This is a genomic window from Streptomyces sp. NPDC058812, assembly GCF_042744565.1.
GTDB classification, from domain to species: Bacteria; Actinomycetota; Actinomycetes; order Streptomycetales; family Streptomycetaceae; genus Streptomyces; species Streptomyces thinghirensis.
In genome coordinates this window covers 397373-412677 of the sequence record NZ_JBHYOB010000006.1, presented here as the reverse complement: position 1 = coordinate 412677, position 15305 = coordinate 397373, and the positions used below count along the sequence as shown (strand labels likewise).

Sequence of the window (15305 nt, the reverse complement as noted above, 5' to 3'; positions counted from 1 at the left end):
AGAGAAGGTGTGGAGGAAGGCGTGGGGGGCGGGGCGGGGGGCGGGTCAGGCCGCGTCGGCCTCCATGCGCTCACGCAGGCTGCGCGGGCGCATGTCCGTCCAGACCTCGGCGATCCGGGCGAGGCAGTGCTCGCGGGTGCCCTCGGTGCCCTCGGCGCTCCAGCCGGCGGGCAGGTCGCGCTCGGCCCACCAGATCGAGTACTGGTCCTCGTCGTTGCGGACGACGCGGTAGGTGCGGTCGTCGGTCGGCTCGGTCGCCATGTCTGCTCCTTGGAAGGGTGGTCGGGCGGTCGCCCGGTGGTGGGTGGTGCGGGTGGTGGGTGATGCGTGGTGCGGGCGGTGTGTGGTGCGGACGGCACGGATCGTGCACGTGGTGCGCGGGTGTACTCAGGCGGCGGGCGGGGGCAGGAAGCCGTCGACCCGTACCCCCAGGCCCTTGGCGGCCGCCGCGTCGTACACGTCGGCGGCGAGGGCCATGTCGAGCACCCCGAGCCCGAACGGCGAGAAGACCGTCGTCCGGCCCGGGACGCGGACGAACTCCCGTTCGCCGTCGAGCAGCTCGCCGATCGAGGCGTCGATGAAGTCCCGGTTGCCGGTGAGCTGTTCGGCCAGGTGCGGCGAGGTGCGCTCGCGGCACACGTGGTCGGCGTCGTCGACGATGTTGTGGGCACCGAGCAGCGCCTCGGGGTGCAGGTCGCGCAGCGAGACGTGCAGCACCAGCGAGCCCGGCCGCACCGCGTCGAGGCCGGTGTGCGGCACCCCCGCCGTGGTCGCGAAGGAGATCAGCGGGTGCGCGCCGAGCGCCTCGTCGAGCGAGTCGGCGTACACGACCCGCAGCCCGGGCGCGTCGGCGGCGAGCCGGCCGGCGAACTCCTCGGCGCGGGGCCGCGCCTGGTCGAACAGCGTGACCTCGGCCAGCTCCGGGAGCACCGCGCGCAGATGGCGCAAGATCTCCTGGTTGATGACACCGCAGCCGATCAGCGCGACACCGGTCGGGCGGGCGTCGCGGGTCAGCAGCTCGGCGGCGAGCGCGGCACTGGCCGCGGTGCGCATGGCGGAGATCACCGAGCCCTCGACCAGCGCCTCGGGGTGGCCCGTGGCCAGCGAGTTGAGCAGGATCGCGGCACTGGCGCGCCGCAGTCCCGACTCGATGTTCGCCGGGAACGACGAGATCCACTTCATTCCGGCCACCGGACGGTCGCCGCCGCGGTAGGCCGGCAGGCCGATGATGCGGTCCCGGTCGTGTCCGGGGAAACGCAGGAAGACGGAGTGCGGGACCGCGGTCTGCCCGGAGGCATGCAGCCGGTAGGCCTCGGCGACGGTGCGGACGTTGTCCGCCTCGCGGCCGTTGAGGATGCTCTCGACATCGGCGTGCCGGATGACAATCATGGGAAGTCAGTCCTTCCAGAGATGGGAGACCTCGCCGAAATTCCGGTGCACCCAGTCGTCGGAGTAGATGGTGTCGAGGTAGCGGTCGCCGCCGTCCGGAAAAATGAGCACGCAATTCGACCCGTCCGGAATGTGCTCCGCGTATTTCCGCAGGGCCGCGACCGTCGCCCCGGACGAGCCGCCGGCCAGGATCGCCTCGCGGGCGACGAGCCTGCGGCAGGCGGCGACGCATTCGAGGTCGGAGATGTGGACCACCTCGTCGGCGGCCTGGGGGTCCATCAGCGGCGGCACCACGGAGGCGCCGTGGCCGGGGATGAGCCGTACCGTCGACTCCAGCCCGAAGATCGCGCTGCCCAGGGCGTCGACGGCGACGACCGTGGTGCCGAGACCTTCGTCGCGGATGTGGTCGGCGCAGCCCTTGAGGGTGCCGAAGGTCGAGACCGAGGCGAAGAGGTAGTCGACCCGGCCGTCCAGGGACCGGGCTATCTCCCGCATGGTGACCTCGTGGGCGCGCGGGTTGAGGGGGTTGGCGTACTGGTTGGGCCAGAACGCGTGGGCGGTGCTCGCGACCAGCTCGCGCACCCTGCGCAGCCGGGACGGCAGATACTCGCCGGTGGCCGTGTCGCGCTCGGTGACGACCTCGATCTCGGCGCCGAAGGCCTTGAGGATGGCGAGGTTCTGCGTGGTGGTCTTGCCGTCGACCACGCAGATGAAGCGCAGCCCCAAGTAGCGGCAGATCTGTGCGAGTCCGACCGCGAGATTGCCGGAACTGGACTCGACGACGACGGACTCGCCCGGCCGCAGTTCGCCACTGCGCACTGCGTCGACGAGCATTCTCAGCGCCGACCGGTCCTTGATGCTGCCGCCCGGGTTGAAGCGCTCGACCTTGGCGTAGACCTGGGACCCGAAGCCGGGCAGCAGGTTTTCCATGTGGACCAACGGGGTGTTCCCGATGGTCGACAGAATTCCTGAGTACGGTTTCTCGGGCACGGTTGTCCCTTCGTGGCAGGCACTGTTGTGGAAAACCTCTGACCTGACCCTCGAATTCTGTGCGGGACCGCTATACCCCCCCTATACGGCGCGGACCGGCACGCGAAAGGAGCCGGGGTACGCCGGTCGTGGCGTACCCCGGCTCCTTCGCGGGCCGGCTGTGTGCGGCTCTTCCGGGCTCTCGCGGGCTCTTCCGGGGAGGGAGGAGCCGTCAGCGGGTGACGGCCGTCTGTCCGGCCGGCTCCTGGAGGGGAGCCGTCGGCAGCGGCGCGGCGTCCGGGGCGGCGGCCGGCGCGGGGGCGGGCGCGTCGTCGCTGCCCTCCAGGCTGACGCCCGGCAGCCAGCGCAGGGCGCGCGGCATCTTCCAGGTGGCGTCGCCGAACATCGTCAGCGCGGCCGGCAGCAGTACTCCGCGCACGAGCGTGGCGTCGATGAGCACGGCGGTCGCGAGTCCGACGCCCACCATCTTGTAGTCGATGGCGGAGAGCGTGGCGAAGACCGAGAACACCGCGATCATCACGGCGGCGGCGCTGGTGACGACGCCCGCGCTCTTGGTGATGCCCTCCACCACGGCCTGCTTGGTGGACATGCCCCGGCCCCGGTACTCACGTACCCGGCTGAGGATGAACACGTGGTAGTCCATGCTCAGCCCGAACAGGGTGACGAACATGAACAGCGGCAGCCAGCTGACCACCGCGCCGTACGAGCGGAAGTCGAGCAGCGAGGACAGGTGCCCGTCCTGGAAGACCAGGGTCAGCACGCCGTAGGCCGCGCCGATCGACAGCAGGTTGAGGATGATCGACACGATCGGGATCACCAGCGACCGGAAGGCGGCCGCGAGCAGCACGAACGCGAGGACGATCACGAAGCCGAAGACCCACGGGGCGCTGTTCTCCAGTGCCGAGTTGAAGTCCTCCTGCTTGGCGGTGTCGCCGGCCACCGCGTACTCCAGGCCGTCGACCTCGCCGAACGAGGCGGGCAGCGCGTTGTCGCGCAGTTCCTTCAGGGCGGCCACGGACTCGGCGTTCTTGCCGTCGCCGGCCAGCGGCACCCGTACCACCATGAGTTCGCCGCCGGGGATCAGGCTGGCCTCGACGGGCTCCATCAGCTTGCCGTCGCTGCCGGCGACCTGCTCCTTGAGCGTGGAGATCGCGGACTTGACCGCGGCTCCGTCCAGATCCGAGCCGCGCACCACGACCTCGGCCGGCTGCGTGTCCACCGGGAACGCCTTCTCGACCCGCTCAAGGGCCTGCAATGCCGGTACGTCGGTGGGCAGCCGGTGCTTGAGGTCCGGGTCGGAGAGCTTCATGCCGAGTGCGGGTACGGCCAGCAGCGCCAGGGCCACCGCGCCGACGGCGGCCCAGATCACGGGGGCCTTGACGACCTTGCGCACGATCGCGCCCCACACCCGGGAGTCCTTGACCACGGTGCGGCGGGCGCCGAGCCACGGTACCTGCCAGCGGTCGACGCGCTCGCCGAGCCAGGACAGCACGGCGGGCAGCGCGGTGATCGCGCCGAGCATGCCGATGCCGACGACGGCGATGGTGCCGACGGTCATGCCGGTGAAGGTCTCGATGCCGGTGAAGAACAGTCCGGCGAGCGCGACCATGACGGTGAGCCCGGAGACCACGACCGCCTTGCCGGAGGTGCGGCCCGCGATGATGAGGGCGGTGTCGTTGTCATGGCCGGCGGCCCGCTCCTCGCGGGCCCGGCGCAGGTAGAACAGCGAGTAGTCGACGCCCACGGCCATGCCGATCAGGAGCACCACCGACGGGGTGGAGTCACCGATCGCGATCCACTTGCCGAAGAACGTCAGGAAGCCCATGGCCGCCACGACGGAGACCAGCGAGATCAGCACCGGCAGGCCGGCCGAGATGAGCGAGCCGAAGACGACGGTCAGGATCCCCAAGGTGAGCGGGATGGACAGCACCTCGGCGCGCAGGAAGTCGTCGTCCTGGATCTTGTCGATCGCCTGGCTGACGCTGACCTTGCCGGTCTGCGTGATGCCGACGCCCGGGTGCGCCTTCGCCTGTTCGGCGACGGCCTTCTCCATCGGCTCCATCGAGTAGCCGGTCACGGAGAACCGGACGAGCAGCGAACGCCCGTCCTCGGACACCAGCTTCTCGGCCGCTTCGGCGCCGTCGGTCGGCGTGACGACGTCGGAGGCCCAATCGGCGCCGGTCTCGTCCTTGCCGAGTCCGCGCAGCGCCTGCGCGACGTCCGCGGCCGCCTGCCGCATCTTCGGGTTGTCGGCGTAGGCGGGGTCGCCCGCCTCCGCCTCGATCAGCACGTTCTCCTGCGGCGGTGAGAACACGGCCGCGTCGTCCAGCATCTTCTGTGCGCGGCCCGTCTCACCCGGCGCGTGCTCGTCGAGGCTGGTGGAACCCAGGCCCGCACCGATCGCGATGATGAGGACAACCAGACCCAGCCAGCCGAAGGCTGCCCGTTTCCGGTTTCGGACACTCCAGTGGGTGATCCGTTCGACCAACGGCCGTCGGCCGGCCCCGGTTGCCTGATTCATGATGGTGACCTCGTCGGTAGGGGTGGTGGATTCACGCTGGCACCGCCTTCTCATAAACGGCCTATATCCCGAGGCCTCGGGGGGTGGGGGAGGTGCCGCGCTCACCAGTCGTCGTACTGGCCGTCGCCCAGGCTCAGCAGTTCCGCGAGCTGGTCGCCCGCGGTCAGCGGGATGCGCGAGACGACCGCCGTGGGCTCGTCCACCGCCGCCTCGATCATGCGGGTGCACACCGCGGCGAACCGCTCGACGGTCTCCCGGTCGAACAGCTCGTCGGCGTAGCGCAGGACGATCGTCAGCCCGTTCGCGCTGCTGCGCAGTTCGACGTTGACGTCGAACTGGCCCTCCATGTGCGGAAGGTCGAGGAGCGACAGCCGCAGTCCCCCGTAGGTGGTCGGTTCCGCCGCGCCGACCAGGCCGGGGACCGGCAGCCGGTCGGTCGCGAGCAGTGTCACGGCCATGGCGAACCTGGGCACGGGGACGGGGTGACGCAGCCGCCCGAGGCCGGCGAGCAGGCCCAGGTGGGCCTCGCTCACGGTGTCGCCGATGGTGGTGTCGGCGGCGAACCGGGCGCGCAGGGCGAGGGAGCTGACGAGGTAGCCGACCATGTCGGCGGTGCCCTTGCCGATCCTGCTGGACGCGGGGCAGCCGATGAGGAAGTCGTCGAGGCCGGTGGAGCGGTGCACGGCGGCCTGGAAGGCGCCGAGCAGCAGCGCGAAGGGGGTCACCCCGGCGTGCGCGGCCGCGCCGGGCAGCCGGGCGGCGAGAGCCGGGGCGAGCGCGTGGACGTAGGTCGTGCCGCGCAGCGCCGCGGGTCCGGTGGCGGGTCGGTCGGGGGTCAGGGTCGCGGCGGTGGTGCCCTGGCCGAGCCCGGCCCAGTACCGCTCGGCGCGGGCGCGGGCGGGGCTGCCGGCGAGCGCCCGTTCCTGGTCGACGTACCGGCTGTACGGGACGGTGGCGGCGGGCAGCGGCCCACCGCCGAGGGCGTACGCGTCGAGGAGGTCGCGCAGCATCAGCCACTGGCTGGTGGCGTCGCTCGCGATGTGGTGGGCGGCGACCACGAGCGCCGCGTCGGCGGGCCCGCGGCGCAGCAGCACGACCCGGAACGGCCAGGCGTCGCGGAGCGCGAAGGGCCGGGCGCCGGCCTCGCGGGCGAGCGCGGTCACCTCCTCGTCCGTGCCGCCGGGCACCTCGCGCACCTCGAACGGCACGGGCAGGCCGGGCGCGGGCCGGCGTACCGGCTGCCCGTCCTCCTCCTCGTACACGCAGCTCAGCAGCTCGTGGCGGCCGGCGAGGGCGACCACCGCGCGGCGCAGTCGCTCCGCGTCGAGCGGGCTGTGCACGCGCACGCCGAGGACCACGTTGTACGCGGCGCTGGCGGGGGCGAGCCGGTGCAGGAACCACATGGCTTCCTGGCCCGCGGCGAGCGGGAGCGCGGCGGTCACTGCCTGGCCAGCTCTTCCGTGAGGTGGGCGGTGATCGCGCCGACGGTCGGGTGGTCCCAGGCCATGGTCGGTTCGACGGCGATCCCGAAGCGGTCCTCGACGTCGCCGCACAGGGTGAGCGAGTAGACCGAGTCGAGGCCGATGTCGACCAGCGGCGCGTCCTCGTCGATCTCCTCGGTGGAGCACTCCAGGTAGAAGGCGATCCGTTCGACGAGCCAGCCGCGGATGTCGGTGGCGGAGACGGTGTCGGGCGCGGTCGGCCCGGTGGACGCGATGGACATGGCTGAACTCCCGTGGGACGGCGCCCCGCTCAGGCGAGCGGAGCGCGGATGAGGTCGAAGGTGCGGTGCTCTTCGTGACGGTGGAGCAGCTCCGTGTGGAGCTCCTCGGCCGCGTCCCGGGGCAGCGGCCCCGGCTTCAGGCCGAGACGGTCGGCGAGCCGGTGCAGGGCGCAGATCACCCAGGCCGGATCGCGCCGCGGGCCGTCGCCGTGCTGCCACACGCCGAGACAGGCCGCGGCGGCGAGCACGTGCGCGTACCGGTCGGCGAGCAGGAACCCGCGGCGCGAGGCGAGCACCGTGCGGTCGCGGGGCGGCAGTTCGGCGGCGCGGCGCGCGATGCCCCGCAGTTCGCCGGCGAACAGCCGGGCCAGGGCGTTCACGCGGGGGTCGGCGTACTCGGTGCCGGTGACGGCCCGGCTGAGGGTGTCCCGGCCGCGCGCGTTGAGTTCCAGCAGCCCGAGGTCCAGGGGCGGCAGCGGGTCGCCGGGGCGGAAGAGTTCGGCGGGGGCCGCGGCTCCGGGCCGGAACCAGCCGCGGTCCGCGAGCCGCGGCAGCTGCGGCACGATCGTGGCCTGGCAGACGGCGCTGCCCGCATGGGCGAGCGCCACCACGGGCAGGTCGCGGGCGGCCTTCTGGAAGACGGCGTACGGGCCGGTGCGCACGTAGCTGCGGGCGCCCAGCAGCACCGAGAGGCGGTACGAGGACTCCTGGAGCAGCTTGGGCACCAGGTACTTCACGGCGGCGGACTGCACGCTGGTCTCACCCGGCAGCAGGTGCAGCGAGCGGGCGCCGACCGTGGCCAGGGCGTCGCTCACCAGCAGGTCGGCGAAGGCCCCCACCAGCGTGGCGCGCGGGTACGGGAGCCGGGCGACGGGCCGGCCGTACAGGCGCCGCCCGAGTCCGAAGCCGAGCGCGGCCCGCAACTGGGTGTCACCGATGCCGACGACCATGCCGGGCAGCACGCTGCGGGTCACCTGGAAGGCGCGCAGCACGGTCTCCATGGCGCCGCCGGGTGTGCCGAGCACGGAGTCGGCGGGCACCGGGCAGTCGTCGAACTCGATGCCGCCGAGCAGGCAGCCGCGGACGCCCGACGTCGGGTAGCGGATGTCGCGGCGCACCGCGCCGGCGGGCAGCCGGTCGAGGTCGACCAGGAGGTGGGAGTGGCTGCGGCTGCCCGGTCGGTCGCTGGTGCGGGCGAACACCACGGCGGCCTCGGCCCGCGAGATGTTGTTCACGAGCTGCTTGCCGCCCCGCAGCCGCAGGCCCTCGGGCGCGGGGGTGGCGGTGAGGCCGACGCGGGAGAAGTCGCTGCCGTGGGCGAGTTCGGTGTACGCGGCGACGACGCGGCCGCCGGAGAGCAGGATGTCGGCGGCCCGCCGCTGCTGCGCGGCGGAGCCCGACGCCCAGACGGGCAGTCCGGCGATGAAGCTGGTGACGCCGTAGCCGATGCCGAGGGAGCAGTCGCGCCGGAAGACGGTGCGCATGAGGTGCGCGAGCCCGTCGGCCTGCGTGAAGCGGCCGCCCAGGGCGCGGGGCACGAACTCGGCGTTGAGGCCGTATCCGGTGAGCAGCCGCTCGCCCTCGGCGGACAGTTCGCCGTGTTCGTCCGCGGCGAGCACGGCGGCGGTGCCCAACGGGTTGTCGGGGTCACCGGCGGGTCCGACGAGGCGTTCGAGGGCGGCGGCGCGCACCCGGTGGTCCGGGTCGGCCGCGGTCGTCGCGGGCAGCGGCCCGGGTGCGTGCGTGATCGTCTCGCTCATGACCCCTCCTGGGTCGGACGGCCCGCGGCCTCGGCCAGTTCGCAGTGCAACAGCGAGAACAGCAGCCCTTCACGGTGCTGCCGGCGCAGCGTCGGCAGCAGCCGGTCCAGGGCCGGCCCGTCCTCGTCGTCGAGATCGGGCTCACCGCTCAACTGCCGCAGCAGACGGGTGAGTACGGCTTCCAACCAGCCGCTGTCGGACCAGCGTCCGGCGGGGTTCTCCAGCCACAGGTGCAGGGCGGCCGAGGCCGCGTAGAGCAGCGTGTAGTCGCGGGCGAGGGCGAAGGCCCGTTCGGGCACGTCGCGGGCGGAGGGCCGGTGGGCGGCGAGTTCGTCGTGCAGTTCCCCGGCCAGCACGAGCAGCCGCCCGGCCTGCGCGGCGACGGCGCTGTCCGGTTCCCGGTCGCGGACCCGGCCGACGGCGGCCGGCAGCGCCTGTACGACGCTGCAGCCGGACCGGGCGTACAGGGTCAGGGCGTCCGGGTCGAGCGCGGGGGGCGGTGCGTCGAGCCGGGCGGAGGCGGCGACGCCCGCCGGGTCGGTGTGCCCGCCGCGCCAGCCGCGGACGAGGACCGGGAACTGGTTGATGAGGTAGTTGAGGTTGACGACGGTGCTGCCGTCGAAGATGCCGACGATCCGGTGGTCGCGTTCGATCTTCTGGAACGTGCCCTCGGCGTGGTCCGCGACCAGCATGGCGCGCGCCCCGAGGACCTGCCGCAGGCCGGCGATGAGCTGGTCGCCGACGGTGGGGACCAGGTACTTCACGACGGCCGACACGGCGCTCTGTTCCCCGGTGAGGGTGTGGATGCCGCGGGTCGCGACCAGGCTGACGGCCTCGACGGCGAGCAGGTCGGCGTAGGCCTCGGCGAGGGTGCGGCCGGCCTGCGGGAGGTCGGCGAGCCGCCGCCCGTACAGCTCGTGCCGCTCGGCGAAGGCGACCGCGACGCCCAGGGCCTGTCCGGCCATGCCGAGCGTCATCGCGGAGCAGAGCGTGCGGGTGATCTGGAAGCCCTTGAGGATGATCTCGAGTCCCGCGCCCTCGGCGCCGATCAGCGCCGACGCGGGGATCTCGGCGCCCGTGAAGGCGATGCCGCTGATGTCGGCGCCGCGCACCCCGTGGGTGGGCAGCGCCGGGACCGGACGCCAACTCTCCGTGTCCAGCCGGGCCTTGTCGACGAGGAAGAGGCTGAAGCCGCGGGCGCCGCCGGCCGGGTCGGTACGGGCGAGGACGGTCACCAGGTCGGCCCGGGTGGCGTTGTTGATCAGCCACTTCTCGCCGTCGAGCCGGTAACCGCCCGTCCGGGTGCGCTCGGCGGTCAGTTCGCCGGCCAGCAGATCGCTGCCGTGCGACTGCTCCGTCAGCGCGAGCGAGACCACCGCGCCGTCCATGACCCGCCCGGCCAGCCATGCCGCCTGCTCAGGGGTGCCGCCCACCCAGACCGAGACCGCGCCGAGATACGTCTTGGTGTGCGCGAGCGCGACGGTGAAGTCGCGACGGCCCAGCGTGCGGATGATCTGCAGCAGTTCCTCACTGGAGCGCAGTTCTCCGCCCAGGTGCGCGGGCACGAACCACTTCGGCAGGCCGAGCGTGTCGAGCTGCCGGCACACCTCGGCCGGGAACGCCTCCGCCCGGTCCAGCGCGCCGAGCCGGGCGAAGGAGAACTCCAGGGCCGCGTCATGGGGATCGCCGAACCGGCCCTCCAGGTCCTCGGTGAGCCCGTAGGGGGCCCACTCCCCGGCCGTGGTCGCTGTCGTGGCCGCCGTGGTCACCGGCTGTCCGCCTTCCGGGTCCGGGGCGCCCCGGCGTGCGCCAGCGCGTCCTTGAGGTACAGCTCCCGCATGAGGGTGCGCCGGATCTTGCCGCTGGTGGTGCGGCGCACCTCGCCGACCCGCACCAGGGCGACGGCGCCGACCCGGACTCCGAGGCGCCGGCCGAGCCGGGTCCGCGCACTGGTCGCCAGGTGCCGCAGCTCGTCCTCGCCGCGGCGGCCCGCCCGTACTTCCTGGGTGACGACGATCTCCTCGTGCGGGCCCTGCGGGACCGCGAAGGCGGCGGCCGGGAGGTTCCCGAACTCCTCCTCCAGGGCGCCGATCTCCCGCTCGATGTCGTGGGGGTAGAGGTTCCGTCCGTGCACGATGATCATTTCCTTGATGCGTCCGGTGACGTACAGCTCGCCGCCGAAGAGGGCACCGAGGTCGCCGGTGCGCAGGAAGCCGCCGCCCAGCCCGGCGGCGGTGGCGTCGAAGGTGCGCCGGGTCTCCTCCTCGCGCGCCCAGTAGCCCAGCGCGAGGCTCTCGCCGCGGATCCAGATCTCGCCGATCTCCCCGTCCGGGAGGATCCGGGCCGTGGCGGGGTCGACGATCCGCACCTCCAGACCGCGCACGATGCCGCTGCTCACCAGCTCCTGTCCGGCCGCGCCCGGACCGGCCCCGGTGAGACGTCCGGCGGCGAGTGCGGCGGCGTCCACCGCGGTGACCACCGGGGGTGTCTCCACCCGGGTGCCGGTGACGAACAGCGTCGACTCGGCCAGTCCGTAGCCGGGCAGCAGCGCCTCGGGGCGCAGCCCGGCCGGTGCGAAACGGGCGGCGAAGCGGGCCAGGGTCGCGGCGTCGACCGGCTCGGCGCCGTTGCAGGCGTGCGTCCAGCGCGACAGGTCGAGGCCGGCGACCTGGTCGTCGGTCAGCCGCCGCGCGCACAGGTCGTACGCGAAGTTCGGGGCGCAGCTGATGGCGGCGCCGGTCCGGTCGATCAGCCGCAGCCAGGAGACGGGCCGCTTGAGGAAGTCGGTGGGCGGCATCAGGACCGCGGTGCCGCCGAGGTAGAGGGGCGTGAGCATCATCGCGATGAGCCCCATGTCGTGGTACGCGGGCAGCCAGCTGCACCAGGTCTGCCCGCCGTGCCAGCCGTGGCTGGTGCGCATCAGCTCGATGTTGTGGACCAGGGCGGCGTGGGAGACCACCACCCCCTTGGGCTCACTGGTCGAGCCGGAGGTGTACTGGAGGAAGGCCGGCAGCCGCGGCAGTACGGCGGGCGGCGTCCAGCCGAGCACATCGGTGGCCACGGCCTGTTCGAGCGTCGCGTCGTCGAGGATCAGGCTCGCGCCGCTGTCCGCCTCGATGCCCTGGATGCGCGCCTCCTGCGTGCTGTGCCCGCCCTGCGCCGGTACGGGCACCGGGATCACTCCCGCGTACAGGCACCCGAGGAAGGCCCGGATGAATCCGGTACCGGGGTGGAAGGCGAGCAGCACCCGTTGGCCGGGGGCGGTGCGGGAGGCGAGCCACTGGGCCACCGACCGGGCGTCGACGTCCAGTCGGGCGTAGCTGACCAGCTCGTCCGTGGCGGTGTCCGCGGAGGCGAAGCGGACGGCGGTGCGGTCCGGATGCTCCGCGACCCGGCGCCGGAATCCGCTCACGTACCCGTCGAAGCAGATCACGTGCCACTCCTCCTGCGTTCGAAGCCGACTGGTGGGCCCACCCTCGTCGGCACGGCTATCCCGGTCCTATAAATGCGGGGCCGGCCGCGGTCCGGTACCGCAGCCGCAGATCGGCCACACGGCCACGGTTGGTGGTCACCGTCCCCTTGACCTGCAAGCCTTCCGTCGTCTCGGTGATCTCGGCGGCGGCGAACACCCGGTCGCCCGGGTGCACGGGGTGGCGGAAGCGGCACCGGTCCATGGCGACCAGTCCGACCTCGCGGGCGGGCCCCGCCCACTCCTGGACGGCGCGGTCGACCGCCTCGACGAGATAGAGGCCGGGCAGCACCGGAAAGCCCGGGTAGTGGCCGGCGACGGTGGGGTCCGCGGCGGCCTCGGCGACGGTGAAGGCGACGGCGGCGGAGTGCGCGTTGCGGCGCATGACGTCGAAGTCGGCGGCGTTGGCGACGGCCGGCGTACCGGTGGCGGTAGCGGTGGCGGTAGTGGTCATGACGTTCCCTCCTGTGGGAGACCACGTGGGAGTCCACATGGACGACGCGGAAGGCCGCCGTACGGCAGGGGGGTGCCGGACGGCGGCCTGATGGCTGCGAGGCGTGCCCCCGGGCCCGCGAGGGGGGTGCCGGCCGTGCGGGGGCCCGTGGCGCCGGGTGGTCCCGGCGCCCGGTGTCAGCCGCAGCCGCCCGCGTGGCCGTCGTCGAACGACGGGCCGTGCGGGAGCCTCCGGTCCTCGTCGGGGCGCTCGGCGTCCCCGGCTTCCAGGGCCTCGCGGGCGGCGGCTGCCGCCACGAAGTCCCGCAGCCGGTCGACGCCCCAGAACTTGTCGTAGTGGACGGTGAAGAAGGGCACCCCGAACACCCCGTCGCGGTGCACCGCGAGCAGCGCCTCAAGGCCCTCCTCCCGCAGCTGGGGGTCGTCGGACGCGCCCGCCAACTCGGCGCTGTCGATGCCGAGTTCCGGGCCGAACGAGCCGATGGTGGCCGGGTCGCAGATGTTCCGGCCCTCCTCCCAGCGGGCCCGCGCGGCGAGCGCGACGAACCGCGCGCCCTCGCCGTGCCGCCGGGCGGCGAGGTAACCGAGGTGCGGCACCTCCCACACCGGGTCCCGGTCGACGGGCCACCGGAAGCTCAGTCCGCGCGCGGCGGCGAGACGCCGTACGTCCTGGAGGATGTAGCGGTGCTTGGCCGCCGACATCGCGGCGTAGGGGAACTCCCCGCCCGCCGCGTCCAGCATCTTGCGGCTCAGCTCGTCCGGCTCGCAGAACGGGACCCATTCGATGCGCGCGGCCAGTTCCGGGTGGTCGTCGACGAGTTCGCGGTAGGCGAGCCAGGAGTACGGGCTGCGCAGCGAGAAGTAGAACCGCGGCACCACCCGCTTGCGCTTCCCGGTGCTCACAGCGCGATGCCGCCGTCCACCTGGAACACCTGTCCGGTGACGTAGGAGGCCTGGTCGGAGACGAGGAAGGAGACGAGCGCGGCGACGTCGCCGGCCGTGCCGAAGCGGCGCAGCGGGATCCGTCCGAGCATCTCCTTGGTGACCTTCTCCGTCAGAGCCGACGTCATGTCGGTGTCGATGAAGCCCGGGGCGACCGTGTTGGCGCGGATGTCGTACCGGCCGCCCTCCTTGGCGAGGGAGCGGGTGAAGCCGATGATGCCGGCCTTGGACGCCGCGTAGTTGGTCTGTGCGGCGTTGCCCGCGACGCCGGCGACGGACGACAGGGTCACCACCGCGCCGCCGCGCCGTTTGATCATCGGGTAGATCACCGAGCGGCAGACGTTGTACGTGCCGTCCAGGTTGGTCCGTATCACCGCGTCCCAGTCGTCGTCCGGCATCAGGACCAGCGGGTTGTCGCGGGTGATCCCGGCCGAGGTGACCGCGGCGGCGACCGGCCCGAACTCGTCCTCGACGCCCGTGACGAACGCCTTGACCTGCTCACGGTCGGCGACGTCCACCTTGCGGGCGAAGACCCCGCGGCCCAGGGCCGCGACCTCCTTCGCCACCAGCTCGGCGGCGGACTCGTCGGAGCGGTAGCAGAACGCGATGTCGTAACCGTCGCTCGCGAGCCGGTTCACGACGGCGCGGCCGATGCCGCGCGACCCGCCGGTGACCAGGGCGACCTTCGCTTCCGAGGCCTCAGCAGTCATTGTTGACGCCCTCCTTTCACACAGGCAGGCCCGCGGGCGCGGGCAGCAGTTCGGTGACGTCCTTGAGGGCGACGACGAAGGCGCCGACGCTCAGCAGCCGCCGGCCGCCGACATGGGTCTCCCCGGTGAGGATCGCGGTGTCCCCGGCCTGCTTGAGCAGGCGCACGGAGTGTTCGAGGACCTCCCCCGGGTACGCCTGGCCGTCGAAGGCCACGTCGTTGATGGCACCGGCCAGCTCGACCTTGCCCGCGAGCACGTCCGGGTTGGGCTGCTCCCAGGTGGACAGGAGCACGGCGGACTGCGCCCACGACTCGATGACGAAGGCGGTGGGATACGCGTAGTCGGCGGGCCCCGCGTGCTGCCCGAGCTGCGCGTAGCAGGGCTCGTTGCCGGAGATCGCCTTGTACGTCGTCATGCGCACGCCGGGAACGACCTCGCCGACACGGTCGACCAGCAGGATGGGGACGCGGTGCGGGATGGTGTTCTTGATTCGGTCGATCCCGTGGAAGCCACCGGTCCCGTCGATCCCGTGACGTACCTCCTCGGGTGCGGACGCGTTCACTGGGCCTCTCCTTCGGGCGTCGGCGTCGTCGCCGCGGAGGTGCGGCGGTAGCGCAGTCTGATGTCGGCGACGGCTCCGGACACGGTGAGCGCGGACGCCTTGGCGGTCAGCAGCCCGCCGTCCTCGCCGGCGTCGACCGTCACCTCGGTGGAGACCCGGTCGCCGGGGAAGACCGGGCGGCGGAAGCGGCAGCGGTCCATGGCGACCAGTTCGAGGCCCGCGCCGAGACCGGCGCCGTCCGCCCACAGCCGGACGGTGCGGTCGGCGGCCTCGACCAGGAACACGCCCGGCTGCACCGGGAAGCCCGGGTAGTGACCGATGAGCACCGGGTCGTCCGGCTCGGCGACGAAGGCGGTGGTGGCGCCGGACGGCTCGTTGCGCAGCAGCTCCAGGCCGTCCGCGCCGAGCGCGCTCGCGCGGCTCACGCGGCCCGCCCCTTCTCCTTCAGCTTCTTCTCCAGCAGGTCGTAGGTGCCCTGGAGGGAGGTGATGGCGACGAGTTCGGACTCGGCCATCTTCACCGCGTACTCCCGCTCCAGGCGCACGGTTATCTCCAGGGCCATCAGCGAGTCCACGTCGAGGTCGTCGACGAAGTGGGCGTCGTCGGTGACCTCCGCGACGTCCAGGTCGAGGATCTCCGCGACGAGGACGCGCAGGCCCTCCTTGTCGAGGGCGGGGGTGGCGGTGGTGGTGGCGGTGGGGTTGCTGACGGTGGTCTCGGTCATGGTCGTCTTCCGTTCGAGGATGGGTCGGACAGGTGCGGCTGGAGCGGCTGGAGCGGCGTACA

Annotated in this window: 14 protein-coding genes and 1 pseudogene; all 15 read right to left on the bottom strand. The window is 72.7% G+C overall.

Going from position 1 to position 15305, the window contains the following annotated elements; all coding sequences use genetic code 11:
• Positions 1 to 45: 45 nt before the first annotated feature.
• Positions 46 to 261, bottom strand: coding sequence for an MbtH family protein (locus ACFW48_RS15805; RefSeq protein WP_386314865.1), 216 nt, complete (start codon positions 259 to 261; stop codon positions 46 to 48).
• 126 nt (positions 262 to 387) lie between these two features.
• A complete protein-coding gene (gene sbnB, locus ACFW48_RS15800; protein ID WP_386314863.1) occupies positions 388 to 1389 on the bottom strand; it encodes a 2,3-diaminopropionate biosynthesis protein SbnB in 1002 nt (333 codons plus the stop codon).
• Between the two features lie 6 nt (positions 1390 to 1395).
• The gene (gene sbnA / locus ACFW48_RS15795) at positions 1396 to 2379 is read right to left on the bottom strand and encodes a 2,3-diaminopropionate biosynthesis protein SbnA (protein ID WP_386314861.1); all 984 of its coding nucleotides are present in this window, start codon (positions 2377 to 2379) and stop codon (positions 1396 to 1398) included.
• 211 nt (positions 2380 to 2590) lie between these two features.
• On the bottom strand, positions 2591 to 4900 hold the full coding sequence (locus ACFW48_RS15790; protein WP_386314858.1) for an MMPL family transporter: 2310 nt from the start codon (positions 4898 to 4900) through the stop codon (positions 2591 to 2593).
• Positions 4901 to 5001: 101 nt separating this feature from the next.
• Positions 5002 to 6342 carry a condensation domain-containing protein gene (locus ACFW48_RS15785; protein ID WP_386314856.1) on the bottom strand — a complete coding sequence of 447 codons (1341 nt, stop codon included), beginning with the start codon at positions 6340 to 6342 and terminating at the stop codon, positions 5002 to 5004.
• Positions 6339 to 6623: an acyl carrier protein gene (locus ACFW48_RS15780; protein WP_386314854.1), complete on the bottom strand. Its 285-nt coding sequence runs from the start codon at positions 6621 to 6623 to the stop codon at positions 6339 to 6341. Before ACFW48_RS15780 ends, ACFW48_RS15785 begins: the two co-directional genes overlap by 4 nt.
• A 29-nt stretch (positions 6624 to 6652) precedes the next feature.
• Positions 6653 to 8383, bottom strand: coding sequence for an acyl-CoA dehydrogenase (locus tag ACFW48_RS15775; RefSeq protein ID WP_386314852.1), 1731 nt, complete (start codon positions 8381 to 8383; stop codon positions 6653 to 6655).
• Complete coding sequence (locus tag ACFW48_RS15770) at positions 8380 to 10152, bottom strand: acyl-CoA dehydrogenase family protein (RefSeq protein WP_386314850.1); 1773 nt, start codon at positions 10150 to 10152, stop codon at positions 8380 to 8382. The genes ACFW48_RS15775 and ACFW48_RS15770 overlap by 4 nt, the downstream gene beginning before the upstream one ends.
• A 515-nt stretch (positions 10153 to 10667) precedes the next feature.
• Positions 10668 to 11795, bottom strand: a pseudogene (locus ACFW48_RS15765) (AMP-binding protein); the annotation flags it as partial.
• 76 nt (positions 11796 to 11871) lie between these two features.
• Positions 11872 to 12306, bottom strand: coding sequence for a MaoC/PaaZ C-terminal domain-containing protein (locus ACFW48_RS15760; protein ID WP_386314848.1), 435 nt, complete (start codon positions 12304 to 12306; stop codon positions 11872 to 11874).
• A gap of 176 nt (positions 12307 to 12482) precedes the next feature.
• Positions 12483 to 13208 (bottom strand): 2-hydroxychromene-2-carboxylate isomerase, encoded by a 726-nt coding sequence (locus ACFW48_RS15755; RefSeq protein ID WP_386314846.1) that lies wholly within the window; start codon positions 13206 to 13208, stop codon positions 12483 to 12485.
• The gene (gene fabG, locus ACFW48_RS15750) at positions 13205 to 13957 is read right to left on the bottom strand and encodes a 3-oxoacyl-[acyl-carrier-protein] reductase (RefSeq protein WP_386314844.1); all 753 of its coding nucleotides are present in this window, start codon (positions 13955 to 13957) and stop codon (positions 13205 to 13207) included. Before fabG ends, ACFW48_RS15755 begins: the two co-directional genes overlap by 4 nt.
• A gap of 16 nt (positions 13958 to 13973) precedes the next feature.
• On the bottom strand, positions 13974 to 14519 hold the full coding sequence (locus tag ACFW48_RS15745) for a 3-hydroxyacyl-ACP dehydratase FabZ family protein (RefSeq protein WP_386314841.1): 546 nt from the start codon (positions 14517 to 14519) through the stop codon (positions 13974 to 13976).
• Positions 14516 to 14944, bottom strand: a complete 429-nt coding sequence (locus tag ACFW48_RS15740; RefSeq protein ID WP_386314839.1) for a 3-hydroxyacyl-ACP dehydratase FabZ family protein — start codon at positions 14942 to 14944, stop codon at positions 14516 to 14518. The genes ACFW48_RS15745 and ACFW48_RS15740 overlap by 4 nt, the downstream gene beginning before the upstream one ends.
• Entirely contained in the window at positions 14941 to 15243 is a 303-nt protein-coding gene (locus tag ACFW48_RS15735) for an acyl carrier protein (protein ID WP_386314837.1), read from the bottom strand. Before ACFW48_RS15735 ends, ACFW48_RS15740 begins: the two co-directional genes overlap by 4 nt.
• Positions 15244 to 15305 lie beyond the last annotated feature (62 nt).